21 protein-coding genes, 2 tRNA genes and 1 pseudogene are annotated in these 26778 nt (G+C 55.4%); 8 read left to right on the top strand and 16 right to left on the bottom strand.

Annotated features, from left to right (window positions below):
- Window positions 1-7 precede the first annotated feature (7 nt).
- The 8 genes from sctR to sctW are packed head-to-tail and all read right to left on the bottom strand — an operon-like array spanning window position 8 to window position 7955.
- Complete coding sequence (gene sctR / locus RGV06_RS10565; RefSeq protein WP_019825154.1) at window positions 8-661, bottom strand: type III secretion system export apparatus subunit SctR; 654 nt, start codon at window positions 659-661, stop codon at window positions 8-10.
- Window positions 658-1647, bottom strand: coding sequence for a FliM/FliN family flagellar motor switch protein (locus RGV06_RS10570; RefSeq protein WP_019825155.1), 990 nt, complete (start codon window positions 1645-1647; stop codon window positions 658-660). Before RGV06_RS10570 ends, sctR begins: the two co-directional genes overlap by 4 nt.
- Complete coding sequence (locus tag RGV06_RS10575; protein ID WP_322149955.1) at window positions 1644-2039, bottom strand: type III secretion system HrpP C-terminal domain-containing protein; 396 nt, start codon at window positions 2037-2039, stop codon at window positions 1644-1646. Before RGV06_RS10575 ends, RGV06_RS10570 begins: the two co-directional genes overlap by 4 nt.
- Entirely contained in the window at window positions 2018-2464 is a 447-nt protein-coding gene (locus RGV06_RS10580; protein WP_019825158.1) for a hypothetical protein, read from the bottom strand. Before RGV06_RS10580 ends, RGV06_RS10575 begins: the two co-directional genes overlap by 22 nt.
- Window positions 2451-3755, bottom strand: a complete 1305-nt coding sequence (locus RGV06_RS10585; protein WP_204369339.1) for a FliI/YscN family ATPase — start codon at window positions 3753-3755, stop codon at window positions 2451-2453. Before RGV06_RS10585 ends, RGV06_RS10580 begins: the two co-directional genes overlap by 14 nt.
- Window positions 3756-3805: 50 nt before the next feature.
- A complete protein-coding gene (locus RGV06_RS10590) occupies window positions 3806-4762 on the bottom strand; it encodes an FHA domain-containing protein (protein ID WP_322149956.1) in 957 nt (318 codons plus the stop codon).
- Window positions 4759-6852, bottom strand: coding sequence for a type III secretion system export apparatus subunit SctV (gene sctV, locus RGV06_RS10595; RefSeq protein WP_322149958.1), 2094 nt, complete (start codon window positions 6850-6852; stop codon window positions 4759-4761). Before sctV ends, RGV06_RS10590 begins: the two co-directional genes overlap by 4 nt.
- Entirely contained in the window at window positions 6849-7955 is a 1107-nt protein-coding gene (gene sctW, locus RGV06_RS10600) for a type III secretion system gatekeeper subunit SctW (protein ID WP_322149960.1), read from the bottom strand. The genes sctV and sctW overlap by 4 nt, the downstream gene beginning before the upstream one ends.
- A gap of 262 nt (window positions 7956-8217) precedes the next feature.
- Between sctW and RGV06_RS10605 the strand changes: the two genes are divergently transcribed.
- Window positions 8218-8757, top strand: a complete 540-nt coding sequence (locus RGV06_RS10605; protein WP_019825166.1) for an RNA polymerase sigma factor — start codon at window positions 8218-8220, stop codon at window positions 8755-8757.
- Window positions 8758-8841: 84 nt separating this feature from the next.
- Here RGV06_RS10605 and RGV06_RS10610 read toward each other — a convergent pair.
- Window positions 8842-10058: pseudogene (locus RGV06_RS10610) on the bottom strand (MFS transporter).
- Window positions 10059-10230: 172 nt separating this feature from the next.
- On the opposite strand from RGV06_RS10610, the gene RGV06_RS10615 reads away from it, so the two are divergent.
- A tRNA-Met gene (locus tag RGV06_RS10615) sits at window positions 10231-10307 on the top strand.
- A gap of 329 nt (window positions 10308-10636) precedes the next feature.
- Here RGV06_RS10615 and RGV06_RS10620 read toward each other — a convergent pair.
- Together RGV06_RS10620 and RGV06_RS10625 are read right to left on the bottom strand one after the other, a co-directional pair.
- A tRNA-Phe gene (locus RGV06_RS10620) sits at window positions 10637-10712 on the bottom strand.
- 80 nt (window positions 10713-10792) lie between these two features.
- Entirely contained in the window at window positions 10793-14044 is a 3252-nt protein-coding gene (locus RGV06_RS10625; RefSeq protein WP_322149962.1) for a hybrid sensor histidine kinase/response regulator, read from the bottom strand.
- 251 nt (window positions 14045-14295) lie between these two features.
- Between RGV06_RS10625 and RGV06_RS10630 the strand changes: the two genes are divergently transcribed.
- The 6 genes from RGV06_RS10630 to RGV06_RS10655 all read left to right on the top strand — a co-directional run bounded on the left by RGV06_RS10630 (window position 14296) and on the right by RGV06_RS10655 (window position 20259).
- Window positions 14296-14853, top strand: coding sequence for a fimbrial protein (locus tag RGV06_RS10630; protein ID WP_048351287.1), 558 nt, complete (start codon window positions 14296-14298; stop codon window positions 14851-14853).
- 73 nt (window positions 14854-14926) lie between these two features.
- Window positions 14927-15625, top strand: coding sequence for a molecular chaperone (locus RGV06_RS10635; protein ID WP_048351501.1), 699 nt, complete (start codon window positions 14927-14929; stop codon window positions 15623-15625).
- A gap of 35 nt (window positions 15626-15660) precedes the next feature.
- A complete protein-coding gene (locus tag RGV06_RS10640) occupies window positions 15661-18291 on the top strand; it encodes a fimbria/pilus outer membrane usher protein (protein ID WP_048351286.1) in 2631 nt (876 codons plus the stop codon).
- A complete protein-coding gene (locus RGV06_RS10645) occupies window positions 18284-19225 on the top strand; it encodes a fimbrial protein (protein ID WP_322149963.1) in 942 nt (313 codons plus the stop codon). Before RGV06_RS10640 ends, RGV06_RS10645 begins: the two co-directional genes overlap by 8 nt.
- A 19-nt stretch (window positions 19226-19244) precedes the next feature.
- Entirely contained in the window at window positions 19245-19733 is a 489-nt protein-coding gene (locus tag RGV06_RS10650) for a fimbrial protein (protein WP_322149964.1), read from the top strand.
- A 1-nt stretch (window position 19734) separates the two neighbouring features.
- Entirely contained in the window at window positions 19735-20259 is a 525-nt protein-coding gene (locus tag RGV06_RS10655; protein WP_322149965.1) for a fimbrial protein, read from the top strand.
- Window positions 20260-20269: 10 nt separating this feature from the next.
- On the opposite strand, the gene RGV06_RS10660 is transcribed toward RGV06_RS10655, so the two are convergent.
- From RGV06_RS10660 to RGV06_RS10680, 5 genes are all read right to left on the bottom strand, one after another.
- Window positions 20270-20914 carry a response regulator gene (locus tag RGV06_RS10660; RefSeq protein ID WP_322149966.1) on the bottom strand — a complete coding sequence of 215 codons (645 nt, stop codon included), beginning with the start codon at window positions 20912-20914 and terminating at the stop codon, window positions 20270-20272.
- Between the two features lie 84 nt (window positions 20915-20998).
- Complete coding sequence (locus RGV06_RS10665; protein WP_322149968.1) at window positions 20999-21649, bottom strand: response regulator; 651 nt, start codon at window positions 21647-21649, stop codon at window positions 20999-21001.
- A gap of 80 nt (window positions 21650-21729) precedes the next feature.
- Window positions 21730-22926: an EAL domain-containing protein gene (locus tag RGV06_RS10670; protein ID WP_048351280.1), complete on the bottom strand. Its 1197-nt coding sequence runs from the start codon at window positions 22924-22926 to the stop codon at window positions 21730-21732.
- Between the two features lie 11 nt (window positions 22927-22937).
- Entirely contained in the window at window positions 22938-25706 is a 2769-nt protein-coding gene (locus RGV06_RS10675; protein WP_322149970.1) for an ATP-binding protein, read from the bottom strand.
- 169 nt (window positions 25707-25875) lie between these two features.
- The gene (locus tag RGV06_RS10680; protein ID WP_322149971.1) at window positions 25876-26757 is read right to left on the bottom strand and encodes a Dyp-type peroxidase; all 882 of its coding nucleotides are present in this window, start codon (window positions 26755-26757) and stop codon (window positions 25876-25878) included.
- Window positions 26758-26778: the final 21 nt, after the last annotated feature.

Genomic DNA, 26778 nt, shown 5'->3' on the forward strand with positions numbered 1-26778 from the left:
TGGCGTCTCACAGAAAGGACAGAAAAAGGCTGTCCAGCAGACGTGTCCAGCCCGATACCAGTACAAACAGCAGTAACTTGAGCGGCAGTGAAATCGTCATGGGTGAAACCATTTGCATGCCGAGAGCAAGCAGCAGGTTCGACACGATCAAGTCGATGACAATGAACGGGATATAGATCAAAAAACCGATTTCAAACCCCGCCTGCAACTGCGAAAGAACAAAAGCCGGAACCAGCAGAATCAGGTCATCGCGACTGACCTGTTGCGCCATCTCCGGGGGCCACATGCGGGCGGTGTTGTCCAGCAGGTGGGTCAGCACATCAGGGGCGGTGTTACGCAACATAAACGCCTGCAAGGGTTTTACGGCTTGCAGACCGCTGTCCTGCAAGGCTTGCACGCTGCTCAAATCCACCGGTGACTGCTTGAGAATCTGAGAGATTTCATAACCTACCGGCGCCATCACAAACAGCGTTGCGGCAAGCGCAATACCGTAGAGGGCCATGCTCGGTGGCACCTGCTGCACACCGATGGCGTTACGGGTAATCATCAACACGATGCAGATTTTCAAAAAAGCCGTGCACACCACCAGCAGCATAGGCATCAACGACAGCCCGGCGAGGAACAGCGCCAGCAGAAGAGGGTCAACCCCCTGAACCGTCATCGCGAAAAACTGATGCGCGACAATTGCAAGCCGAGTCGTCCATCGACCTCTACCAATTGACCGTGCCCAACCGCGCGATTGCCGTAGTACAGCCCGGCCATGCCTGTGCCGTAGCCTTCAATGTTCACTACCGTGCCGGGTGCCAATTGACGCAGCTCTCCCAGGCTCAATTTGAGCACCCCACAACGCACGCTCAGATCCAACAGCAAGGTTTCAAACGGCTCATCACCCTCTGACTCAGCAACCGCCGTGCCCGCAAACAGAACTTCATCCACAGCTGACTCCTCGATAGAACAAATACGCAGGCTCCGGCGCCCGCCTTCATCAACAATCTGCGCGTGCAGCCGCAGCCGTCCGACACTCAGTTGACCTATGCCATCCGCACTGAACGGCCCATGCTCCGGCACCAGTACGTCACCGACGCGTAACGTGCGTACCTGCTCAATTGCCAACTGCAAGCCTGCGAGTTCCACAGGAACTGCCAGCGCAAAGTCCTCGGGCAGCAGCGCCTTGATGGCCTGCCATCCTCCCGCGTCATGCAACATCAACAGGCTGTGAGGCGCCATGCTCAGTTGGCCGACACTGCGTGACTGCCCAAGACTCACGCTGATCCGGCATTCGAAGGTGCCCGGCTGCACAGTCGCAAGCGGTCGTAAGTGGCCAAACAGCCGAGTTAATTGCGGGCTCATGCGCTGCTGAAAAAGTGCCCAAAACCATGAGTTCGGATCATTGTCGCCGTCGGCCAAAACCACCGGACACTCACCGAACAGGCTCAGCATCGCGCCTGCGTCACTTAGGGTGATGACGCCGCACCGGGTCTCGAATGAGTGGGCGACCCCGGCCTCAGGCCCATGGCCCGGCTCAAGCAAAAGCTCTGCGGGCTCGCCAGCGACCTGGAACGAAAATCGAATGCCACGACCCAATCGGCGGTAAGCCGCTACCTGTTGAGCATCCAGACGGGACCATGTGACGGGCATCACCTTCATCTCCTGCGCGCCTGCATCAACTGGAGACTGACCGGCTGCCCCAGCGTGCGGGCCAGGTGTTGCTGACAATGTTGCTGCTGGCGGATGAGCCATTGGCGGGTGCCGGCTTGCTCAGCCTCCAATGAAATACTCCAGGCCCGACGTTCATACCGGGCGCGGACATAGATCCGCCCACGGCGCGCCAGGCAGATCACAAACTGCAGGGGTGATTGCCCGGTCACCGCCACACGGGGCAACAACTGCTCAGACATTGCCTGGGCCAGCCCGAAATCGGTGCCTGACAGGTTGTCGGCAAACAATTTGCTGTCTGCCTCGGACACACGGGCTACAACTGCCGTCTGAGCGTCATGAAAGGACAATTGCGCCGATTTCAATCCTGATCCCTGGGCCATACCCCCTCCTCTGCCAGCAACAACGACAATTCACGAAGTTTCTCGACTTGTCGCTGACTCTCGGCAACGTGCTTGCGGGCACGCTCGACACTCACGGCTTCATGGCGCTGACGCTCAAGCAACGACTGCAAGATGCGTTGTTGCTCAGCCGTATGCGCCGAAACCTTGTGCAGCGCCTCGTTCCAGCCCGACAAAACCTGGAATGACACCACCTGCCCCCGATAGCGATTCAGTAATACGATCTGCTGACTGTTTTCGTGGTCACGGGCTTGCTCAACATCCATGCGGGCTTGCTCGACACACAGGTTCAAGGCCCGCTGCTCGCTCAATACTTTTTGCAATACGCGCTCGGCCCGCTCGGCTCGATGGCCGCGCAAGCGCTCAAGGGCACGTGTTTCACAAAGAAGCCCGTCAAACAGGGACATGGGCGGTCAACTCGTTCAAATGCTCCAGAGTTGCCTGAAAGGACGCAGGCTCACGCAGATCCTGTCGCAAAAAGGCATCCACCTGCCGTCGACTATCGACGGCCATATCGGTCAGTGCATCGTTTCCCGCCTGGTATTCACCCAGCTTGAGCATCAGCTCGATTTGCTGATGAGCGCTAAGCAAGCGCCTCAATGACGAGGCGTTGTGCACATGCTCTGCTGTTGCAACATTGCTCAGGATCCGAGACAGGCTGCCCAGCACATCGACCGCCGGATAGTGGCCTCGCTCTGCCAGTTTTCGAGACAACACAATGTGCCCGTCCAATAGGGAGCGGACCTCATCGGCCACGGGATCGCTCATGGAGTCCTGCTCGATGAGCACGGTATAAATGGCGGTGATAACACCGTCTTGGGTCAGGCCCGCGCGCTCCACCAAACGCGGCAACATGCTGTAAACCGATGGCGGCAGCCCGCCTCGTCCCAAGGGTTCGCCTGCAGCCAGACCGATTTCCCGCTGGGCACGGGCAAAGCGCGTCAGGGAGTCAATCAGCAATAAAACCCGCTGCCCCTTGCGCCGAAAACCTTCGGCCAGGGCAGTGGCCGTCAAGGCTGCCCGCGCACGCTCCATACTTGAACGATCCGAGGTCGCACACACCAGCACTGCCTTGGCACGCAATCCATCGTCCAGCTCGTGGTCGAGAAACTCGCGTAACTCGCGACCGCGTTCGCCAATCAGGCCAAAAACGATCACATCGCAATCGACGTTGCGGGCAATTTCGGCCAGCAGTGTGGTCTTGCCACACCCGGCACCGGCAAACAGCCCCACCCGCTGCCCCTCGCCCAGGGTCAACAGACCATCGATTGCCCGCACGCCTGTTGGCAATGCACGCCAGATACGCGGCCTCTCTGTGGGTAATGGCGCCTCGCACACAACCGCACGAGCACCTTTGCAAGGCGGTCGGGCGAAAGCGCCCTGGCCGCAGCCGCTGAGCGGTCGACCAAACCCGTCGAGCACTTGACCCAGTAAATCATTACCGACACGAACCTGATGGGCGCCACCCAGCCGCTCAACTGCCGCACCCGCAGCGATGCCTTCCAGACCTGCCAGGGCGCTGAGCATTGCGTCTTGCTGATCAAAGCCGATGATTTCGGCGAGTATCCATTCGTTACCCGATGTCTGGACCTGGCACAGGTCGCCTATCCGGGCCTGGGGCAACCGACACTGCAGCAACATGCCATTGACCCGCAGTACCCGACCACAAACGGTCACCGGTGAAAAGCCGGCCAGCATTGCAGACTGACGCTGCCGCCAGCGCTCAAGGCGCTGTTCAATACCGGGGCTCACCAGTTCACCTCGTAGCGCTGTTTTCCCTCAAATAGCAGGCGATGATTGTCGATCGCAGTCAGCCGAACGTCGTCAGTCTCATCTCCAAAAAACAACCGACGACCATCTGCCAGTACCACATGGGCCCGTTTGCCGCCGATGACCTGAACGATTCTGAAGGGCAGCGCGGTACTGATTTCCTGAGCCTTGTTGATGATCGAAATCGATGTTTCAAACTGCGCCTCAAAGCGCTCGAGCATGCGCGAAACCAGCGCCAGCACCTCTTGGGTGACGTCACCACGCAGCGTGATTTGATCTGCGGCCACCTCCAGCCTGAGGTGATTGCCCAGTTCCCGTTCGATCAACATTTTGAGCAATTGCTGATGGACCTGATGGGTCGTCGCAAGCGGGCGTCTGTCGCCGACAGAAGAGGATGGAGGGACGGCGGGCTGCACCTTGCTGGAAGGCAACATGGCCAATCCGGCCATGGCCAGCAGTAGCACGGTGAGGGTTGCTATCAGCCATTTCCCCATGCGCCCTTCAGAGGGTGCGCGCCTGTGTTCAGGGACGACTTCGCTCGACACACAAGACGCGGGTACAGGCGCCTCCCTCCAGGGACTGTGTGCATTGGCGATGCACAGTCGAATGCCGCCAATGGAAAACTCTGCACCCGGGACCAGGTTGGCAATGCGCGCCAGGGTAGCGCCCGTTTCATCCTGCAACAGGCCCTCTTGGGCCTGCACCATCCACCCACCGTCAATGCTGTGCAACCGGGCATGCTGATCTTCTATCCCGGGGTCGCACAACTCCAGGTCGGCCTCCTGATGAGCACCGATACACCATTGCTCGCCGAACAATGGCAACGCGGCACCCTGATGCAAACCGCTCAACACCCTCAATTCGAACAGGTCGCCGGGCTCGACCATGTCGATGACCACGGTTGCGGCGTCAGGCAGACAGAGTTCAATACTCAAGACACGACCTCGCGCAGCAGGCCTTCGTATTCCAGATCAAAGCGGCCAAGTACCTTGACCTTGGCCGAGCCCATCAACTCGGCGAACGATATGACCGGAACGTGGTTGAACTCATCGAACAATAACGTGCGCAAAGGGCTGCGCAGATCGTGAGCTACCAGCAACACCGTTTTCTCGCGTCTACGTGGCTCGAAGGCTTCCTTGAGCAACTGCACAAGCTGGGTGCTGTGCTCATTGTCCAGAGCAAAGAACACACCGGTTTGGGTCTGGCGTAACGCCTCGCGAAAGATGTTTTCGGTGTGGGGTGAAAACAACCAGGCATGCAGGCCATCGATCTGGCTGTGCAGGTGATAGATCTGCGCCCTCAAGGCGATTCTCACGTAGTCGGCCAGTGCTATCACTTCGCGTTCGTGCTGGCCGTGTTCGGTTAATACTTCAGCAATCAGGCGCACGGCACGCAAAGGCACTCCCTCACTGGCCAGACGTTGCAATACGCCAGAGAATCGTGAAAGCGGCATGATGCGCTGCAGTTCTTGAACCAGCTCAGGCTGTGTTTCCTCAAGCCAGCCGAGGATTGATTTGCTCTCCTGAATCCCCAAAAACCGTGGCCCGCTGATCATCATTGCCTGACGCATGCGTTCGAGAATCAAGGCATGCGCACTGACAGATATCACCTCAGTCCGGGTCAGCAGCGGATCGTCGGGTTGCAGCCACAGCCAGTCCAGCTCATCTCGCTGCTCGCTGCCCCTGAGCGCATTCGAGAGCTGCCCTTCGACACTGTCCCGTGCCACTGCCAGCCACTCACCAAAGGTCGCCCTGAACACGGGCGCTTCGTGAACACAAAAACGGAACTCATCCTCGGCCAGAAGGGCGCTGTATTCGATTTCAAACGGAGGAAGAGTCAAGCCGACAGCGGTGACGATGCTGTTGCGCACTTGACGTATCCCGTGAATGAGTCGCGTGGTGCGCTCCTGATGTTGATGGGTACTGGCGAACTGCAACAGGTAAGGACGAGACGGATCAAAACCTCTCAGGTCATCTTCGCCGTTTTGTTCCGGAGCAATTTCCAGTACCTGTTCAGGCTGCAGCGGCTCGACCTTAGTACGACGCAACAACAAATAAAGCCCCAGCGAAAAGGTGGCCAAGGCAATAAAGACAAATACCAGGGTCGGCATTCCCGGCAGTGCAGCGAACGCAAGCATGCCCGCCGATGCGATTATCCAGCTCTTGGGTTCGCCGGTTATTTGCTGCCCGATCTGCGTACCGATGTTACTGCGTGGGGATTGGTCGTCGGGAGCGACACGGGTGATGATCATGCCTGCGGTCAATGAAATCAGCAGCGCCGGAATCTGCGCGATCAGGCCATCACCGATGGTCAGTACCGAATACAACGATATGGCCTCTGCAGCACTCATCCCATGCTGCAACATGCCTGTGGAAAACCCGCCCAGGATATTGATCACTACAATGACCAAGCCTGCGATGGCGTCCCCTTTAACAAACTTCATGGCCCCGTCCATGGCCCCGAACAGTTGGCTTTCCCGAGACAGCTGATCGCGTTTGTGACGAGCCTGCGCACCATCGATCAACCCGCCACGCAGGTCACTGTCGATGGACATCTGCTTGCCTGGCATCGCATCCAGACTGAAGCGCGCGGCCACCTCGGCCACACGCTCAGAGCCCTTGGTGATGACCAGAAAGTTAACGAGGGTGATGATCAGAAAGATCACCAGCCCCACGGCGAGATTGCCCCCCACCACAAAATTACCGAACGCCTCGACAATGTCGCCGGCGTCCTGATCCATCAGGATCAGACGGGTCGTTGCAATCGATAACGCCAGGCGAAACATCGTGGTTAGCAGCAGCAGTGCAGGAAACGAAGAGAACGCCAAGGGACTGGGCAAATAAAACGCCAGAACAATCAGCAGGCAGGCAATGCAGATATTGATCGCAATCAGGATATCGACCATCCAGGTCGGCAGCGGCACGATAAAAATAAACACGATCCCCAGCACCACCATGGCCCCGAGCACCTCCCCCGGACTAGCAACACTGGAAAGGCCTTTATTGAGCCACTGAACCAGCTTCATCGAATGTATCTCGACAATCCAGGTGTCAGTCGGGCAATGCCTTCGGCCTGAGTGTGCTCACCCATCAGGCTCAAAAAAAGGTGCAAGGTGGCCTCGCGTTTTTCCTGATCACTCCACAGCGCCGGGGGAAGGCGCTGAATCAGCGGGTAGACTTGATTGAGCGAGACCAGTTGGCTCGACAACCTGTCGCCGCCCAACTGCTGGCTCAGGCCTTGAACTTCATCGGCGTCAATGTCCGTACTCGCGTATCCCAACAGGCGTTGCAACAGGGCGACTGCCGACAGTTCGACCTGCCGCTCACGGGTTGCCAAACGTTCAAGAAAAAAACGGCAGTCGCTCAAGGCACTGCCCAGCTGGCTACAGCTGTGCAGGCCGAGCAGCAGGGCACGCAGTTTGATCGTCGGCACCGAGGGGCGGTAGGCCGCAAGATCATCCGCCAGCGCTCGGCCCATCATACCCAGCCCGGCGCTGATCCCCTCTTCACCGAACAGCCCCAGCAGTGCCTGCGTGATGTTCACCAGCGATTGCTTCATCACCACGCTGGAGTAATACAAAACGCGAACCGCCTGGCGTAATGCGGCATCGCCATCCGCTGTTTTAAGCGCCAGCGCGATGTTCATCCCGGCTTGGATTTGTGGGTGGTAGCGGGCTTGCACCTGCACCTGAAAGTCCCGTGCCAGCGCTGCTTCGATTTCACGCCCTTGCGCCTTGGCCTGATCTGTCACGTGCTGCAATACGACATGGGTGCGAGCCGGATCACCCCCGGTCAACGTCAGCAGGCTGTCGACATCCGGCGTTAACAACAGCTCCTGACGAACTTGCCGGGCCAGTTGACCCAGGCTGAGCTGGCCGGGATGCCCCAACTGCTCATAGAGTTCACTTAACTGCTCAATACCCTGAATTCTCTGTATTTGGGGATCAAGGGTTCGCAGTTTTCGTTGAGTCAGTTCCTTGCTGCTGCTCTCAACCTTCTGACTGAACAGCATGCCGACTTCTTCGGCGGCATCTTGCGCAGTCGTCTGCGGCACCTGAAATTGAACGGCCCGCGAAGAGAGCATCGAACTCACTGCCTGCGCGGCTTCGTTTCGTCCGTCAAATTTCATAAGGGGGGCCAAGTGAGGAAGTTTCGATGACCTGTGTGGTCGATCACAGGCAAACGGTTCCCGGAGGCAGACGGCATCATTTTTGAAAAAGTTGGCGCAAGCCCAGGAGCGGCTACGCAAGATCCGGCACAACATCGCGCCTTTTAAATAATAAAATCCTTAAAAAATAATCAGATACATACCAACCATTGATTGGCACAAGCAGTGCTTAGGAGGCCTTGGTCGAAATCATTTCGACAATGCTCACCCTGAGGATAAAAAAATGGATCGCCTTGATGATGTTTCCCCACCCCACCTTTTGAGCTCTCCTCCCAACCGTCTGGACCTGTCGGCCGAGCTCCAGAAAAAACTGAAAGCGTTTATTCACAAGCGCGTATTGAACCCGGAGGATGCCGACGATATTTTTCAATTGACCTGTCTGGAGGCCTGGCGCAGCAAAGACCGCTTCAACGGCCAGGCAACACTCAGCACATGGATGTGCGGTATTGCCCAGAACCTGATCCGCAATCATTTTCGCCGCCTGTACGCCAGGCCGGTGCATTGTGAGTACGACGAAACGCTGTGCCATGAGCAGCACTGCGCCAGCGACCTGGGCGGTCAGTTCGAAATTAATCGACGGCTTGAGCTGACGCTCACTGCGATCAATCGATTGCCAACCGAAATGCGCAATACGTTGTACGCGTCACTTGAAAGCGGCGGCAGTTATCGCGACACGGCCAATGTTCTGGAGATCCCCATAGGGACGGTTCGCTCACGTATCTCGCGGGCTCGAGAGCAGCTCAAGATGGCCACCCATTGCTAGTGCTCACCACGGACATCTGCACAGAGAAGTCCATGGCTCAGAGCTAGCGTGTAGAAAGGCCAGGGAGTGGCCCCCACTACCGATTCAGATTTTTTTCGTTCGCGGCAGCAAAATTGCCAACACACCGAACAGCGGCAAATATGAGCACAGGGTGTAAACGTACTCGATGCCATGAATGTCAGCCAAGTGCCCGAGCAAGGCGGCACCGATCCCACCAAACCCAAACATCAAGCCGAAGAAGATACCGGCAATCATCCCCACATTCCCCGGCACCAGCTCCTGCGCGTACACCACGATAGCCGAGAAGGCGGATGCCAAAATAAAGCCAATGACCACACTGAGTACGCTGGTCCAGAACAGATCGGCGTAAGGCAGCAGCAACGTGAACGGCGCCACCCCGAGAATGGAGAACCAGATCACCGCCTTGCGTCCGATGCGATCGCCTATCGGACCGCCAAAGAACGTACCCGCTGCAACCGCCCCCAGGAACAGGAACAGATACAGCTGTGACGTCGAGACTGACACGTCGAACTTCTCAATCAGGAAGAAGGTGTAGTAGCTGGTCAGGCTCGCCATGTAGAAATACTTGGAGAACACCAGCAGGCCAAGCACCACCAACGCACCAATCACCCGTCGTTTTGAAAGGCCATGAGTCGCTTTCTGCCCGGCCTTGAGCTTGAACAGGTTCAAGTGGTTGCGGTACCAACGGCTGATGACATACAGCAGTCCTACGGCGAACAACGCAAATAGCCCGAACCAGGCCACATTGCCCTGACCATAGGGAATGATGATTGCCGCAGCCAATAACGGCCCAAAGGCCGAGCCCGCGTTACCCCCACTTGAAAGGTCGATTGCGCCAGGCCGTAACGCCCACCTGAAGCCAGTCGTGCCACACGGGATGCTTCAGGGTGAAAGGTTGAAGAACCAACACCGATCAACCCTGCTGCCAGCAGAATCAGCGGAAAACTGCCGACCTGGGACAGCATCAAAATCCCTATCAGGGTGCAAATCATACCGGCTGGCAGCAATAACGGATTGGGATGACGGTCGGTGTAGTAACCCACCCAAGGCTGCAACAGAGAGGCCGTCATCTGAAACGTCAGGGTAATCAGCCCGATCTGGGTAAAGGTCAGGTCATATTTGGCCTTGAGCATGGGATAGATCGAAGGCAGTACCGCCTGGATCAGGTCATTGATCAAATGCGCCAAAGCCACAGCACCAATAATGCGCATGACTAACGGGCTGGACTGAGGGACTGGAGAGGACGCGCTTGTAGTTGTTTGAGCGTTGCTAAGAGCCATGTGAGCTTCCGTACGACTGGTGAATGCACGCTTGCAGATACGTCAATGTGCCATTTTTTTACAAGATATTGCCATCCAAAGCCGCCCAAAACCTTAAGCAGTTGATAGAACAAAGATTTTTTAAGATATTTGCTTGACACATGTCCCTTACGAGGGAATAATGCGCGCCATTGGCTACATAGCTCAGTTGGTTAGAGCATAGCATTCATAATGCTGGGGTCCGGGGTTCAAGTCCCTGTGTAGCCACCAAACACCGGTTTCACTACATCGCAAGATGAAAATGAAACCAACAAGAAGCCCGCCTAGTGCGGGCTTTCTTGTGTCTGGGGTATTTGTTTTTCGCGCATAGCCCCCCGCCTTCGTGTATGCCTCAAGAACACTTGAGGCGCACATACACAAAAGAAACGCCAGCACATCGGGCCGGCCCCGCCACTCGTATCACTGTTTTGAATTGAGTTTTGATAGTGCGACACAGACCGTGTCAGCCTGCGAGATGGGGAGCGCGCGCCTGCAAATAACGGCAGCGGCCCAAAACAAAAAACCCCTGGTGCCGTTAAGCATCAGGGGTTTGGAAGTAGTGGTGCCCAGAGACGGAATCGAACCGCCGACACGGGGATTTTCAATCCCCTGCTCTACCGACTGAGCTATCTGGGCAACGGCGCAATTAAACGTTTATTACGCCGTGGACGTCAAGCAGGAATTAAAAAAAGATCAATGAATACCATCGGTTACGATTATCCGCCGTTGGGATACAACTCCCCGTCAACCAACCTCGACACTGCGCTGTGCAAGCGTTTCAACAACACCTGGATCTTGTCGACTGACTCAGGACTCAAGGGTTCACGCCGCAAAACGACTTCACACTCACCACAGGCCGTCGCTAAAGCGATGGCGCCTACCGTCGCAAATGATCCATGCATGCGGTGTACATAATTGAGCAATTTCGATGTGTTGGATTCTTGCAAAGCCCGCTGCGCCTGCTCCAAATCTTCATGCATGGTGTTGATAAACAATCGGTGCATGCTCGGTGAAAGCGTAATCCAGTCCTCAAGATCATCCTTTTGGACTGTCGCCACGACAGCTTCTAACGTGGACAACTGCGATGGTACCGGCTGAGAACAGTAGGCTGACAAGGTCTGGCGCAAAGTTGTCAGGCTCAGGGGTTTGACCAGCCAGACGTTCATCCCGGCCTTCAAACATTGTTCCCCCTCCTCACGAAGCGCATTGGCGGTCACGCCAATAATCGGCACCAGCGGATCATGCTCCCGTATGCGCCGTGTCAACTGATAACCATCAAGCCTGGGCATATTGACGTCGGTAATCACTAGATCGAATGACGCCTCACTCCAACACAGCAAGGCTTGCTCACCATCCTCAGCCAACGTCACCTGAACGCCCAAAGCCTCCAGCTGCTCCTTGAGAATCTCCCGGTTGACGGGGTTGTCTTCTGCAACCAGAACGCTCAGGTCCAGGCGTGCAAGGGGTAGCGGCACGCTGCCGGCTAACTCGGGAGCAGTTCCTTGCGCGACCTGCATCAGAGTTCTAGCGATGGCTCGTATGTCATAGGCGTTAACTTCCCATCCCCTCGCGATCTTTTTGGGCTGGCTGCGACCCGTTTCAGTCGCTATCACATGCTCTCCCGGCCAGTGCAGATCAAGCTGCGGGTCTGGGTCGACATCCAGCAATATTGCATGGCTGGCGTGGGTATCCGATGCAGGGAGTGCTTGGGCCCGCGCCCCCCAACGATTTAGCCAGTCAATCAGAACCACTCCGATATCACTGCGGGAGGCGCGCACATAGACACTCACGCCCTCAAGATCAATATCGGCACTCTTATCCAGCGGGCCAGCCATAACAGGCAAACTTATATTCAGTGAAAAGCTGCTGCCCAAGCCTGGCTCACTGACCACCCGCAGGTTCGCACCCATTATCTCGCCAAGTCGGGCACAAATAGACAAACCTAGGCCCGCACCGCCTGCACGCTCGCTGCCACCCACCTGGGAAAAGGGCTTAAACAAACGCGCCAGTTGCTCCTCACTGATCCCTACACCGGTATCGGAGACCTGCCACTGCAATGACACTTGACCATGCTCAAGGTCTGTCACCTTAAGCCTGAAGAGCACCCAGCCTGTATCGGTGAACTTGATCGCATTACTCAGCAGGTTGTCGATGATTTGCCGGATGCGCACCGCATCTCCGCACAAAAGTGCCGGTAAGTTCGCGTCCGCACAGGCAAATATTTTTAATCCCTTATTGCTCGCAGCAGCGGAATAACTGCGCACGCAATCTTCAAACACATCCAGAGGGCTGAATGTTTGGGCTTCGACAGCCATTTGCCCGGACTCGATTTTTGACACGTCCAACACGTCGCTGATCAATTGAAACAACACCGCTGATGAGCGCTGAATAGTGTGCAAGTACTCATGTTGGCGCTCACTCAGAGGAGTGAGTTCCAGTAGTTCTAGATTGCCAAGCACCCCGTACAAAGGGGTACGAATTTCATGGCTCATAGTAGCCAAAAATAGGGTTTTGGCTTTGCTGGCTTCATCGGCTGAACGACGTGCTTGCTCCATCAGGTTGGCGTCATCCACATGCCGGGTGATGTCGTTGAAACCGCAGAGCACTACGTCTTTGCCTTTGTAACGGGTGAAGACGAAACAGGCCTGAAGATGACGTCCCGAAACTTCAAGCTGTATCTCGCCCGACTCACGTTCACCATAATCACTCTTCAATAAAGCAATCAGTTCAGGGGTACCCTGCCATTCGTGCGCCCGCTGGTTTTCCAGCAAGACGACACCAGTCCCCCTTTCAACCACACACAGCCCAACGGGCGCGTTATCGAGCATGACCCGATTGAATTCTTCGCTTTCAGCCAGGGACAGGCTGGACTGCTGTGCGGGCTCGATGATCCGCACCCTGTACCAGCGATTTAAGCGCCAGCCAATCAGGACGAACAAAAGAAACAGGCCCGCCGCCCACATCAAGGGCCATTTCGCATAACCAAAGAAATTCTGATACGTGATGGCGTACAGGCCGATCCAGGGATCATCCCCGCCCGAGCTCAACTTGAACCGCAGGCCGTCACGGGCAAAACTCAACCCCGGCGCCAGCTCCTCGACATCCTGAACGTCACCCAACAGCACATCACCCGTAGGGGAAATCAGGGTAAGGCGACTGTTAGTGGGGCGCATCAACAAGCGTTCAAGGTCGCTGACATCGCTGACATCGAGCAAGGCGCTAAGAATCACCGAGCTCCCTTGATTGGCCGCCTGCATAAAGCGATCGGGAAGATCGACACTGATTGCGCCCACTATATATTTGCGTTTTTGAATGAGTTCGAGCGGCGCTTTCATCCACAGCACACGATCAGTGTTCAGCAAATGGCGCTGGGGCAAAAAAGCGTCGTACAAACGCTTGGTCACATCAAAAAAATTGTTTTTGAACAACAGGGGGTACTGACGGGTGCCATCAATACCGGGTACGGCGATGGAGAACTGAGCCGTGGGCGAAAACACAAACACCTGGGGTGCCGAATAATAAGAATCAGACCAGTAAGCCGTGAACAGATCAGTCAACTGAACGCCAAGCGAATAGACCCCCTGCATTTCACCCAGCGTGAACGTGTCTCGCTGGCTCACCGTAAACGGCAGAGACTTGGCCGTGTCTCGGTTTTGAAATAAAAGCTCATCGCCCTGGCGCATCAATTCAATGTGCGAACGCGGCTTGGTATCCATCGAAAAGGTGCCGCTGGCGTGATCATAACTCTCAGCGCCTGTGCGTAAAAAAACTTCGTGTTCATGAATACTTTCGATCAACCGTGCGAAGTGAAAATCCGTCTTCTCGCGCTCCTCCATTAGTAGCCGGTTAACGGCCCAATAACTCATGCCCACCAACAACAGAGCAAGCCCGCTCAGCAGCAGCAACAACTTGTTCAGTCGCAGTGAACTCAGTGCCAGTGCACCGAGACGAACCGTTTTTTGCTTCATTATTCAGTGCCGTCATTTAGCTGGATGGAGCCTCGCATGCCCACTGCCTGCTCAGGTATCTAAACACTTCAAGAGGCACACAACACACCTTTGAGCGCCCGATATTAATCTTGACCGTACGAACAGGAATCGTCTGATGGGGCTCCTCCACGTTTAGTTGCATCCTTTGCAACACCTGCTGCGGCAAGCCGTTAACAGGCTGGCTTTTAAAATAGATATCACACTTCATCGGTTTGTAAAGGACGTCCCTAATGTTTCAAAAAATAGGCAAATACACGGCACTTTGTGGTTCTTCGATGCTGATCGTCATGGCAGCGGCTACCGCTCAAGCCGCGGATGGCCAAGTTGAATTCACCGGTGTCATCAACGACAACCCATGCACCATCAACAGCGAAAGCGTGAAGAAGTCCGTTGATATGGGCCAGGTTCGTATCGCTGACTTCGCCAGCACTGTTGGCTCAACAGCCGGCGCCACTCCGTTCTCTATCTCCCTTGAGAACTGCAGCGGTCCAACCCTGAAAAACGCCTCGATCAAGTTCAGCGGTCAACAAGCCGTGACGGATGCAACCGTACTGGGCATGACCGGTGAAAACCAGATCACTGGCGTCGGCATTCAGATCAACGATGCCCGCACCGGCTCCAAACTGGCACTGAACACCGCCAGCTCTGATTACGTACTGCGCCCTCAAGGCAACACCTTCGATTTCACCGCTTCCTATGTACGTCTGGCTGCAGACGTTGACGAAGTGAGCGCTATCGGCACAGGTAAAGTTAACGCCTTGGCTAGCTTCGACGTGACTTACAAGTAATTCGTGTTTGTAAACGAAAGAGCTCGCGATGAATCGCGAGCTCATTCGTTACGTTAAACAGAGGACACCCTTCATGCGTTTAAAAATTGCAGCCTTTTTGACACTGGCAGCAGTCTTTTGGCTGCCCCAGATTCAAGCGGGCGTCAATGTGGGCTCTACGCGGGTTATTTATCAAAGCAAGGATAAGGAAGCCAATCTTTCACTCTCAAACTCCGGTGACGACGGTGTACCGTATCTGGTTCAATCCTGGGTCAGTACGTTCGACAAGCCGGATGAGAGTGCAGATGAGTTCATCATCACGCCGCCGCTGTTTCGTCTGGACGCCAATAGCCAGAACATTTTGCGAGTCATTGCGACCAACGCACAAAACTTGCCGACCAATAAAGAAAGCCTGTTTTTTCTCAATGTAAAGGCGATCCCGGCACTGAGTGAAGAGCAACGTAACCAGAACGTGTTGCAGATTGCACTCAAGACTACGATCAAACTGTTCTATCGTCCTGCCGATTTGAAAGGCACTTTGGTGCAAGCCGTTGACGGACTTCAATGGCGTGCGGATGGCGGTAATTTAAGTGTGCATAACCCGTCGGGCTATAACGTGGTAGTCAGCGAACTGTTAATTAACAACAGTGCCAGCAAAGGCATGCCTGAGGTTATCAAGCCCGGTAGCTCCGTCACTACCAACATCCCGTTGAAAAACAGCGACACCCTCGAATTCAGCTACATCAATGAATACGGCAGTACGGTCAAGGCAACCCCTGTTTTAGCTCGCTGAATACTGAACTACACGCCTTCTGGAAGAACCATCTCATGCTGCGATTGCGCATGTGCGCGTTCGCGCGCCGAATTAACTACTGGGGCCTTCTCCCTCTCAGCGCGCTTAGTCTCACAACGACTGCAGCCCTCGCAGACTACAGCTTCGATTCTTCCTTTCTGGAGATTGGTGGCGGTACCAGTTCTGCCGAAGTAGCCGAGCAAGTAAAGGCCATGAGCCGTAGTCAACTTCCGGGCATTTATCGTGTTGAACTGTCACTGAACAATCGTTATATCGAACAGCGCGACTTGCAATTTGTCCGCGAAACGGCGAGTCAGCCATCGACGCCTTCAGGTTTGTTTCCCTGCTTGAGCCTTCAGGCCCTGACTGATTTTGGCGTTGATCCAGAGCGCCTGAAAAACGCTGAGACCAGTGCTGACCATTGTGTGTATTTTCAGGGTGACCTGACCGGTATCACCTATGACTACGACTTCAATAAACAACACCTTGACCTGCAAGTGCCACAGGCATTCATCGGCAGCATTCCATTCGCAACCCGCCGTAAAAGCTGGAGTGATGGCGAGCAAGTAGCCTTTGCCAACTATAACTTTTCGGGCAGCAACTACGAGAATCAGTACGGTAATCGTCAATCCCAGTTTGGCAGTGTGCACAGCGGATTCAACAGCGGTGCCTGGCGCTTTCGAAACTTCTCGACCTGGCAGAAGAGCACCAACGTCGACGGCAACTGGAAGTCCGTGGACACCTACGTCCAGCGGGACCTGGGCAACATGATGGCCATTGCCACTGTCGGTGAAAGCTCAACCGACAGCGATCTGTTTGACACAATCTCGTACCGTGGCGTGGGCATCGCTTCTGACCTGGACATGCTGCCCGATGACTCGCGCAACTTCGCGCCTGTAGTACGTGGCGTGGCCAACGGGCGCTCGCTCGTAACGTTACGCCAGCGCGGCTATGTGATCAGCGAACAGTGGGTGCCGTCCGGCCCGTTTGCACTCAAGGACCTTTACTCGACCTCGGGCAACGGTGATATCGAAGTCACGGTTGAAGGCCCCAATGGCGAGCGTCAGGTGTATATCCAGTCGTTCTCGTCCGTGCCCTACATGTTGCGCGAAGGTCAGCAAAGCTACGCCGTGACTGCAGGCCAGTATCGCCCTGCAGACGGAGCATTGGATTCGCAAAAGCCGGGCTTTATACAAGGCACCTACCGCCGGGGGCTGACTGACGGTACCACGCTGTTCGGTGGCACCATTGTCAGCGAGCAGTACCACTCGGTGCTGGCGGGTTTTGCCCATGACTTTGCGGGTTTCGGCGCCATTTCGCTGGACGTGACCCATGCCATCAGCGACGACATGGGTCCTGACTCCAAAGCCCTGTCGGGTCAGTCCTATCGCTTTCGATATTCCAAGTCGATCGACCTGACAGACACCAGTTTCAGCCTGATTGGCTACCGCTATTCCACCAGCGGCTATTACAGCTTCAACGAAGCGATCAACGCGCGCGCCAACAACTCGCTCCAACCCTATGTAGACGAAACGCTGACCGACAGTGCGATGTACTCCCCGTACTTGAGCGGCCATATGAAAAGCAGCTTTACCGCCAACGTATCGCAGCAATTCGGCTCCTATGGCGGCATGTACGCCAACCTGACCAAAACCGATTACTGGAACCTGGCCAAGAGCAATACCTCTGTGCAATTAGGCTACAGCTTCAGTGTCGGGCGCGCGTCCTACAACCTGGGCGTGGCACAGAACAGCGGCGTCGCAGATGACATTCGCAGCGTTTCGCTGAGCGTCAGTATTCCTTTGGGCGATCCTGGCAGCAGCAGCCGTCTGGGCCTGAGCAACAGCCAGGACTCCAGCGGTAATGCCAGCCGTAACGCCACATACAGCGGCTCATATTTCCCGAATGACACCCTGTCTTACAACCTGGGCGTCAATCAGCAAGTCAGTGACGATGAGCGCTTGCTCGGTGGTTCGGTCGCCGCCCGTTACAACGCGGCCAATGCCATATGGCACGGGTCTTACAACAGGGATCAGAACACACGTCAGACGGACTATGGAGTGGAAGGGGCGATCGTCGCCACCCGTGACACCGTGATGCTGACCCAGCCCTTAGGCGAGACCAACATTATCGTGGCCACACCTGGTGCCGGGGATATCGGGGTACTGACCAAAAGCGGCGTGAAAACCAACAGCAGTGGTTACACGATTATTTCTTCTGCTCAGCCCTACAGAAAAAACAAGGTCGCGCTCGACACGGACTCGTTATCCGACAACACCGATGTTGAAAAACTGGTTCAGGAAGTGACCCCCAATCGTGGTGCCTTCGTACTGGCCAACTTCGAAACACGTAACGGCCGCCGTCTGTTAATCAGCCTCAGTTCAAAAGACGGCAAGCCAGCACCGTTTGCTGCCGAGGTTCAGCTGTATGGACTTGATGGCACTTTATTGAGCAACGCCATGGTGGCGGACAAGGGGCGGGCATTTCTGACTGGCGTACCTGAAAAGTCACGACTGCTGATCAACGTCAACGGACGCCAGTGGTGTGCCAAGGATCTGGACCTGAACAACTACACGCTGTCAGAGACGGGCATCGGACAACTGCAGGTCAGTTGCGATACCCGGTCGGCCGCACCTGCAGACACTCAAGGTACTCCCGATGCATAACTCAACAAACCTGCAACCCGGTTCGAGCTGGGTGAAACGCAGCTTACTGCTGCTTGGCTTGCTGTTCAGCCTTGGCTGTCAACAGGCCTTTGCCTTAGTTCAAAACAACCTGTCGTGCACCCCTTCAGGTACCACGGGCGTGGTTAATCTGGGCGACCTAGCCCCGGGGCAATATTTCGAAGCGAGAATGACTGGAAGTTGCCGAGTAACCCGCAACTTCCCCTATGGCTCGTCTTTGCAACACACCCAGGTCTGGACCGAAACAGTCGACACAGGGCTACCCATTTATGCGTGGGCGGCGGCTGGAGGCGTCGTTCCTGAGCAGCCGTGGGGTAACGCCTCAACTACTTGCATGTCACCCAACGGCAGTGTCTGTCAACCTATGACCGTCGGTACTATCGCGCCCTACAACGTGCTGTTTTACATGCCCTCCGGTGTGAATAGGCCTGGCAATTACTCGATAACCTTTGCGCTGACGAGTACCTCCATCAGAGGCTATGAAGCCTATGTCGACAAAATTCAAACCCTGACGCTTAAATTCAGGATTATCAGCCCCGCCTGCACCATGGGCTCGAACAGCACACAGAACCTTAACTTCGGCACCCTGAACAGCAACGACTTCGCGACCTCCCAGCAACTTGCCAATATCACGCTTAACTGCACCCGCGGCACCCAGGCAACCGCCACCCTGGTCCCTACCCAAAGCGCTGTCAGTGGCAGGCCCGGGGTTTCGGCGACCACCTTGGCCGGGCTGTCGATGGCCTCCACCTGGGCCGATAACAACACCGCAGTAACGTTCAACAGCCCGCGCACGCTCAACCTGACGACAGGCACCAATACGATTCGCCTAGGTTTCCGGCCGAGTCTGAATACCAGTGTTTCACCTACTGGAAGTTTCACCAGCCAATACACCCTCAACATCAACTATCTCTGATCAACCACAGGAACCGATCATGAACTTGCGCTTATCAATGGCTGCAGCCCTTCTCACTGGCCTAGCGTGCACCTCTTCGTATGCAGACGACACCGTCACCATCAACGTCAGTGGCACCCTGACACGAGCGCCTTGCTCCCTGACCAGCAGCAAAACTTTGACGGCCAACTTTGGCAGCATCCGTACTGACCAGATAAACACAGCCAGTGCCGTCGATATCCCGGTCACCCTGAACTGCCCGGCCAACTCGTCACTGAACGTCAGCATCAAAGCTTCGGGCGTCTATCAAAGCTCGACCACCTATGCGAGCACAACAAAGGCAAACCTTGTGTATACATTGACGTGGAAAAGTGACGGCACCGCGGCTAACGTCACTGGGACGAAACGCAACCTGACCAATCAAAGCGGCGCCGTAAACCTGGGTTTGACGGCCAAGCTGTATGCGATCACCGCACAGACCGAGGGTACTTTTACCGGGTCGTCAGTCATCACCCTCGAGTATCTGTGAGATGTTCAGGCAGGCCAAAGGGAACCTGATTGCAGCATTGCTGGCGAGCGTAACGCTGTGCGGCAGCACAGTGTATGCCGCCGAGGACGCAAGCCAACTCGATATCACTGGCACTCTGATAAAGCCGCCCTGCACCGCCAGTTTCCCGGCGTCGCAGAGTGTTGATATTCCCAAGGCGAGTCTGAGTGCGTTAAGCGCAGACAGTTCTGACTGGACCGATGTGGACTTGAACTTTAAATGCCTCAAAGGCAGCCAGGTGCTGCTGCGCTTTACTGCAGGCAATGGTTCATTTGACAGTAATACCCTGCGCACCACCCTCGACAGACTCGGGTTGAAAACCCGTCTGAGTGACATGACCAGCGCAGCCAAAGTGGTGGATTTGAAGCTGGGCGAACAACATGCTTTTGCTGTTGAAGACACACTGCTGATGCTCAAACTCTCTGTCCGCCCAGTCAGGATCGGGAGTCAGATGCCCGCAGCCGGGAGCTACACTTCAACGCTACTGATGGAAATGATCTACCTGTAAATCCGGCCGATCAGGCAAACAGATTGGCTTTGAGACACAGAATCAGCAACGCCTGATCATTGTCGACATCCAGCTTGCGCATTGCTGAAATCTTCAGGGTGCTGATCGTTTTAATACTGCGGTTCAGGCTTTGCGCAACTTCCCCGACCCCCATGCCAGAAGCGAACAGTCGCAAGACTTCAAATTCCTTGACGGTTAATTGACTGAGCCTTTGCGTGACATCATCTACGTTGTCACTCGACGTGCAGTCGGGCATGTCTTGCTGGTAGTGCCCCTCACGATAGAACGCATCCAGTGCGACCAAAATTTGCTCCAGACCGGAGCTTTTGGAAATGACCCCGCTGATGCCCAATTCATATAACCAGGTCAAAACCTGCGGATTGGAAATCACTGTCAGAACGATCACCCGAGGCTCGGGAAAATGCCGGCGCAGGTATTCGACCAGACGCGAGCCATCGCCGTATTGATCGTCACCCGGCATGTTGTAGTCCGTAATAATCACATCAGGACGTAGCAGCGAAATCTTTTCGATTAGTTGGGAGGGACTCATTGCCTCTCCCACAACCTTGAATCGCGGGTCGCGCTCGATGATTTCACGCACGCCCATCAATACAATCGGGTGATCGTCGGCCAATAGGACTTTCATTTGCGGCATGGCTTACTTAACTCCAACTTGCTGAGTAATCACTGACGAGGCACGAGATCGGATCGGGATCGTAGCCTCATGCCAGAGCAGTGACTACACGTTCCACAGGTCAGCCTTGATGCAATACGTGAGTAAAGCATGGTCATTAATCACTTCCAGCTTATGCATCGCAGCTACTTTATGGGTGCTGACTGTTTTGACACTTCGATTCAACTGACGGGCGATATCCCCCACGCTGTTGCCGGCAACAAATAGCCGTAGCACTTCAACCTCACGGGGCGACAGTGTGGAGAAACGCTCATCAATGACTTTGGGGTTGGTTATCACTGACGTGTTCGGGGTCGATGTCCGGGTATAGGACCTACCGCTGGCCAGGGAACTAAGTGCTTTACCTATTTCTTGATAGATATGATTTTTTGCAATCACTCCCGCCACGCCCATTTCCAGCAGGCGCGAAATAATCAGCTGATTACTCTCCATCGTCAGCACAAGGATTTTCACCTCAGGGAAATGTTCGATGAGGTACTCGATGAGTTGCAGTCCATCGCCATAGGTCTCATCGCCGGGCATGTTGAAGTCGGTAATCAACAAGGCTGGTTGATGCAACCTCAACTGTTCCACCAACTGAGAAGAACTCAAGGCTTCGCCGACAAGAGTGAAACACTTATCGCGTTGAATCACTTCCCGAAGCCCCACCAGTACTACCGGGTGATCGTCGGCAATCACAACCTTTAATTCGCGCATTACCTGACTCCATATTGATGACGCCACTAAAGCGGTTATGCACAACCGAAAAGGGGGATGCCGATAAGTCGTGGCTGGAGCTATCCCCGTGATGGTTTGGAGCTATCTTCGAGCAGAAGGGTTTCAAAATCTGTGCATGACACGGCGCCGCAAATCAGGAATCCCTGAGCCTGATCACACTCAATACTACGCAAGAATGCAAGTTCTGCCTGCGTCTCGACACCTTCGGCGACGACCGTCAGGCCCAGCTTTCGGCTTAGCTCCACGAGGCTGCGCAGTGCAGAGGCCAAGTTTTCATTTTCAACACAGCCATGCACCAGCGAACGGTCAATCTTGAGTTCGCTGAAGGGTGTTGAGACCAGGTTGAAATAGGAACTGAACCCTTTGCCGAAGTCATCCTGGGCCAAACCAAAGCCCATCATGCGCAAGCGACAGGCGCCAGCGTAGTAGTTACTGAGTTCCTCTGTGGTTGAGCTCTCCATCAGTTCAAACACGATGCTGCGCGGCTCACCGCCATCGGCCATCACGTAATCGCGCAAGCGGTCAGCCAGATCATGGCTATCCAGCAAATGGGTGGGCAAGTTGATTGAAACCGGAATATCCCAACCCTGCTCTCTCCACTGTCTTTGTGCTTGCAGCGTTTGTTCCAGCATTAACCACAGTAGCCTTTCCTCCAGCCCCTGATTGATCAAGAGTGAAAGAAAATCCTTGGGCAGTAATAGTCCGACCTCGGGATGTGCCCAGCGGACCAACGCTTCAGCGCTGAGAATATTACCGTTGCGCAGAGACTTCTTGGGCTGGAACCACGCCTGGATCTGGCCGTTGTCCATGGCCATCTCGATACTGTGCGGATCGACCTCTACGCCCCGTGCGGGGTGCATGGCGCCGTTGAGACGGAAGATAGCCATTCGTTCCTTCAAACGCATAACCGCATTAACTTCGACCGGCTTGGAAATCAGGCCGACTACTGAAATACCCAGGTTTTTCGCCGCCAGGCCGGCACTGATCAACATTCGACGTGACGAGGCACTCATCAGTGCCAATGCCGGTGTTTTTTTCAGAGCAGCGATCTTCTGGATCAACTGCACGCCATCCATGCCTGGCATCAGCAAATCGCTGAGCAACAGGTCATAGTCGTTGCGAGCCAGACATTGCAAGGCACCATCGCCGTCCCAAACGGTGTCAACTGTGAAGCCCCCCACTTCATTGAATACATTCAGTAAATACTCATGCTGAAAGGGATGATCCTCAACGACCAGTACACGATAGGGATTCACTGGACCCTCCTTTAAAAGTGCTGAAGACAGTTGTATAGGGTGTGCAGCGTAAAAGGCTTGATCAAACAGTGATTCATCCCGGCGCTCAGGCAACGCTCGGAGTCATCAGGCATGGCCTTGGCCGTTGCACCGATAATCGGCTGAGTGATATTCATCGCCCGCAACCTGGTAGCCAGCTCATAACCGTTCATTCTTGGCATGTTGACGTCAGTTAAAACCAGGTCGAATGCCCCTTGCTGAAAGAGTTCAAGGGCCTCCAGACCATCACTGGCCAATGTCACGGTGCAGCCCAGTTCCTGGAGCTGATCACGCAAAATCAGCTGATTGATGACGTTGTCTTCAGCCACCAGAATATTTAATCCAAGATTGAGTTCAACCTTGGCCACTCCGGCCTTTAAATGAGTCCCTGCACGCATACCCTGAGCCTCACACAAGGCCCGGTATACGTCCTGCAAGCTATTGAGGTCGGCGCGCCAGCAAGGGCTTTCAATCGTAAGCGGCTGCGAGTTGTCGCTGGCGGCCACCACCCGCGGTCCCGCCCAAACGGGTTCCAGCAGTTGCCGGACAGCGCCCGGGTGCAGCTCCAGCAAAACTGTATCGTCACCGGCTTCACCCTGCTTGGGCGCTCCCAAATGAGGCCGGGCGCCCCAACGCTGTAACCAGGCGCAGTAAGATTCAGCCAGTTCACGCAGTGGTGAAACCACATAAACAATGCTGGAAGACAACTCGCCGAGTGCGCCTAAGCGCGAGGGGGCCATGACCTGAACCAAGGGTAAATGCAGGGTGAAACTACTGCCCAGGCCCGGCTCGCTGACCAACCGCATGGTGCCGTTCATCAAGTGCATGAGGCGCTTGCAGATGGACAGACCCAATCCGGTACCCGCGACCACGTGTTTCGAAGACTCAACTTGATAAAAGGGCTCGAACAAGTGGGACTGTTCTTCATGGGCAATACCTTTACCGGTATCCGAAACCTGCCAGTGCAACATGACCCGCTCATCGTTGCGGCTGTCCATTTTCAGGCGCAGCACGACTTTTCCGTAGTCGGTGAACTTGAGGGCGTTGTTGAGCAGGTTGTTCAGGATCTGGCGGATACGTGAGACATCGCCACTGAGCCACTCGGGCACGGTCGAATCAATCAGGGCAAACAATTGCAGGCCCTTGGCCTGAGCAGCACCGCTGTAGCCCTGAACAACCTCCTCTATCAATTCCATCGGACTGAAGGTGTTGAGTTCCAGCTGCAATTGGCCCGCCTCAATGCGCGACACATCCAGCACGTCGCAGATCAACTGCAATAAATTGCCGGAAGAGCGCTCGATGGCTTTTAAATAGTTGTTCTGCTGATCGTTGAGATCGGTTCGCGCCAGCAATTCAAGGGTGCCTAAAACGCCATACAAAGGTGTGCGAATTTCATGGCTCATGGTCGCCAGAAATAAGGTCTTGGCTTCATTGGCCCGATCAGCCAACTGCCGGGCACGCTCCAACGTCACCTCAATTTGTTTGCGCGCACTAATGTCGCTGAACGCACAAATCAGCACGTCTTCACTTTTGTAACGTGTGGGGGCAAACGCGAGGTACAGAAGACGACCATCTTCCATTTCAATTTCATCACTGTTGCGCGTGTCGGGCTCATCGAAAGCCCGGTGAATCCAGCCATGACACAACTTCCCACGCTCACTGCTGCTACCTAGCCACTGTTGAGAAAGCGAGTTTTCCAGCACCACCGTGCCGTCTGTGCGGCGAATGACGCACAAGGCGACCGGCGCGACCTGCAGCGCAGCGCGACTGAATGCCTCACTTTCAATCAGAGCCTGGATGCGGTTTTCACCCGGAGTAATCAGGCGTCGGTCGATGCGCACAATCAAATAACGCAGCCCGATACAGACGATAATCAACAACAGCACACACCCCGCCAATGGCCAGCCCAGTACGGGCAGCAAAGACTTGATGTCCACGGAATAGACTATTTGCCAGCCTGAATAACCCAGTTTTTTCCAGATCGCCAAGCTGTCGGGAAACCACCCTGAACCAATAAAGCCAAACGATTTATTGGCCTCCAGGGTGTGCAAAGAATCCACCAGGGTGGATTGCGCGGTATTGGTGAAAATGATCTGCCCCTGACCGTCCAGCAACATGAAGTCGCCAGCGCTGTCACTGCGCAATGCCTCAATAAGATCCGGCACCTCAACTTCAATGCCCAACCAGCCGGAAGACAGGTTGCGGCTATCCAGTCGTGCGAATAAATAGAACGGGGAATCCAGAACCTTGTTGTCTGTCAGCCAGAGGTCATCATCAAAGGAATACGCCTTGTCAGCCTCCTCGGCCAATCGTTTCAAGACCACCTTGGGCAGGGGGTCGAGGTCGGGCGAGGCGTCAAACAGGCGTACCACCTGGGGTTGATCGGTTGGTGGGACGTAGAGCAGATTGACTTTGCTCTCGTGCAGATAGTCCATCATCCGACGAGTCAGCCACAGGCTCCAATGGCCAGCATCGCTGCCCAGACTGATACTGATCTCTTCTTCGGGATCAACACTGCCAAGCGCTTGAGACAGAGCGGTATCAGGCACCGTTGCCAGCACCAGGCTTTTGAGCAAGGTCTGACGACTGACGAAAAAATCCTGAGCTTTGAATACCGCCTCGTTCATGACGCTGCGACGCTGGGACACTTCTTCGTTAAAAACGGAACGCAAATAAACGAACGAACCCGCAAAGACCGCTACGATCAGGCCAAAGGCAAATAAATGGAGGAGTTTTCGGGCGGCTTGAGGGGTCGATTTCATGCCGCAAGCCTGAGGCTGGGGCATGAAAAAAATAATCAGACAATTCCTGAATTCTGAAGCGCTGTAGCGATAGAGGTACTTCAAGCGTGGGAGCGAGCCTGCTCGCGAAGATCATTCGCGAGCAGGCTCGCTCCCACAGGGACCTTGACCGGGAACAGTCGTCGCCTCCTCAGGGGCGCACAGCGCTCAAGTCCATCCGCCCGTCCTTCAATGGCGGGCACCAGTAATAGCCGCCGTTAAGCGGGCGACTGTAGCGATACAGTCCGTCGATGATGCCGTCTTCCATACCGCTCATGCGACGCAGCTGAACTTCAAAGGCGTTCAGGGTGCGACCGAAGGCGACGAACATCAGACCGGACTTGCCGTTTTCTGTCCATGGCATGGAGCGGCGCACGATAAAGGCTTCTGGCGAGAAGCTTTCTTGGGCCGTGCGTTTGACGTGGGCGGAGTCTGGAGCATCGTCCAGTTCTTCGTTGTCGCTCATGCGACGGCCCATGATGTTGTCCTGCTCTTCGGACGGCAGTGCCGCGAAGCCGTTCAGGTCGTGCTGCCACTGCTGGATGGCAACAAAGCTGCCACCGTCCAGCCCTGCGCCAGCGTTCGCAACGATAGCCGCGTCGACAGCCGCGTCATCCACCGGGTTCTCGGTGCCGTCTTCGTAACCGGTCAGGTCACGGTCGGAGCCGTAGCGGAAGCCTTCGGTCACTTGCAGCAGGTTGAAGGCAGGCGCCAGCGCCGTTTCGATGGCCTGGCTGCGATGCAACAACTCACCGCGATCATCACCCAGCAACCACAACCACAGGGCGTGTTGGGTCGACGGGTTTTCAACCATGGCGTTGAGTGCCGGAAACACGCGCAAGCCCGGGACTTTCGCGCCAAGTGCCAATACCAGCGGCGAGCCCAGACCCGCCACTACGCTTTTGCCGTCCACCCACGCAGACAAAACGTCCAGTGCAGCCGGCAATGCTTCTACTGACTTGAGGGCGAAAAACATATAGCGCGCCTGTGAAGGCACAGGTTTGGCAAGAATGCCTGGCTGGTAAAAACTCATAGAAACTCCTTTTGGAAAGGG

This window comes from Pseudomonas sp. CCI3.1, from assembly GCF_034313985.1.
Classification (GTDB): domain Bacteria; phylum Pseudomonadota; class Gammaproteobacteria; order Pseudomonadales; family Pseudomonadaceae; genus Aquipseudomonas; species Aquipseudomonas psychrophila.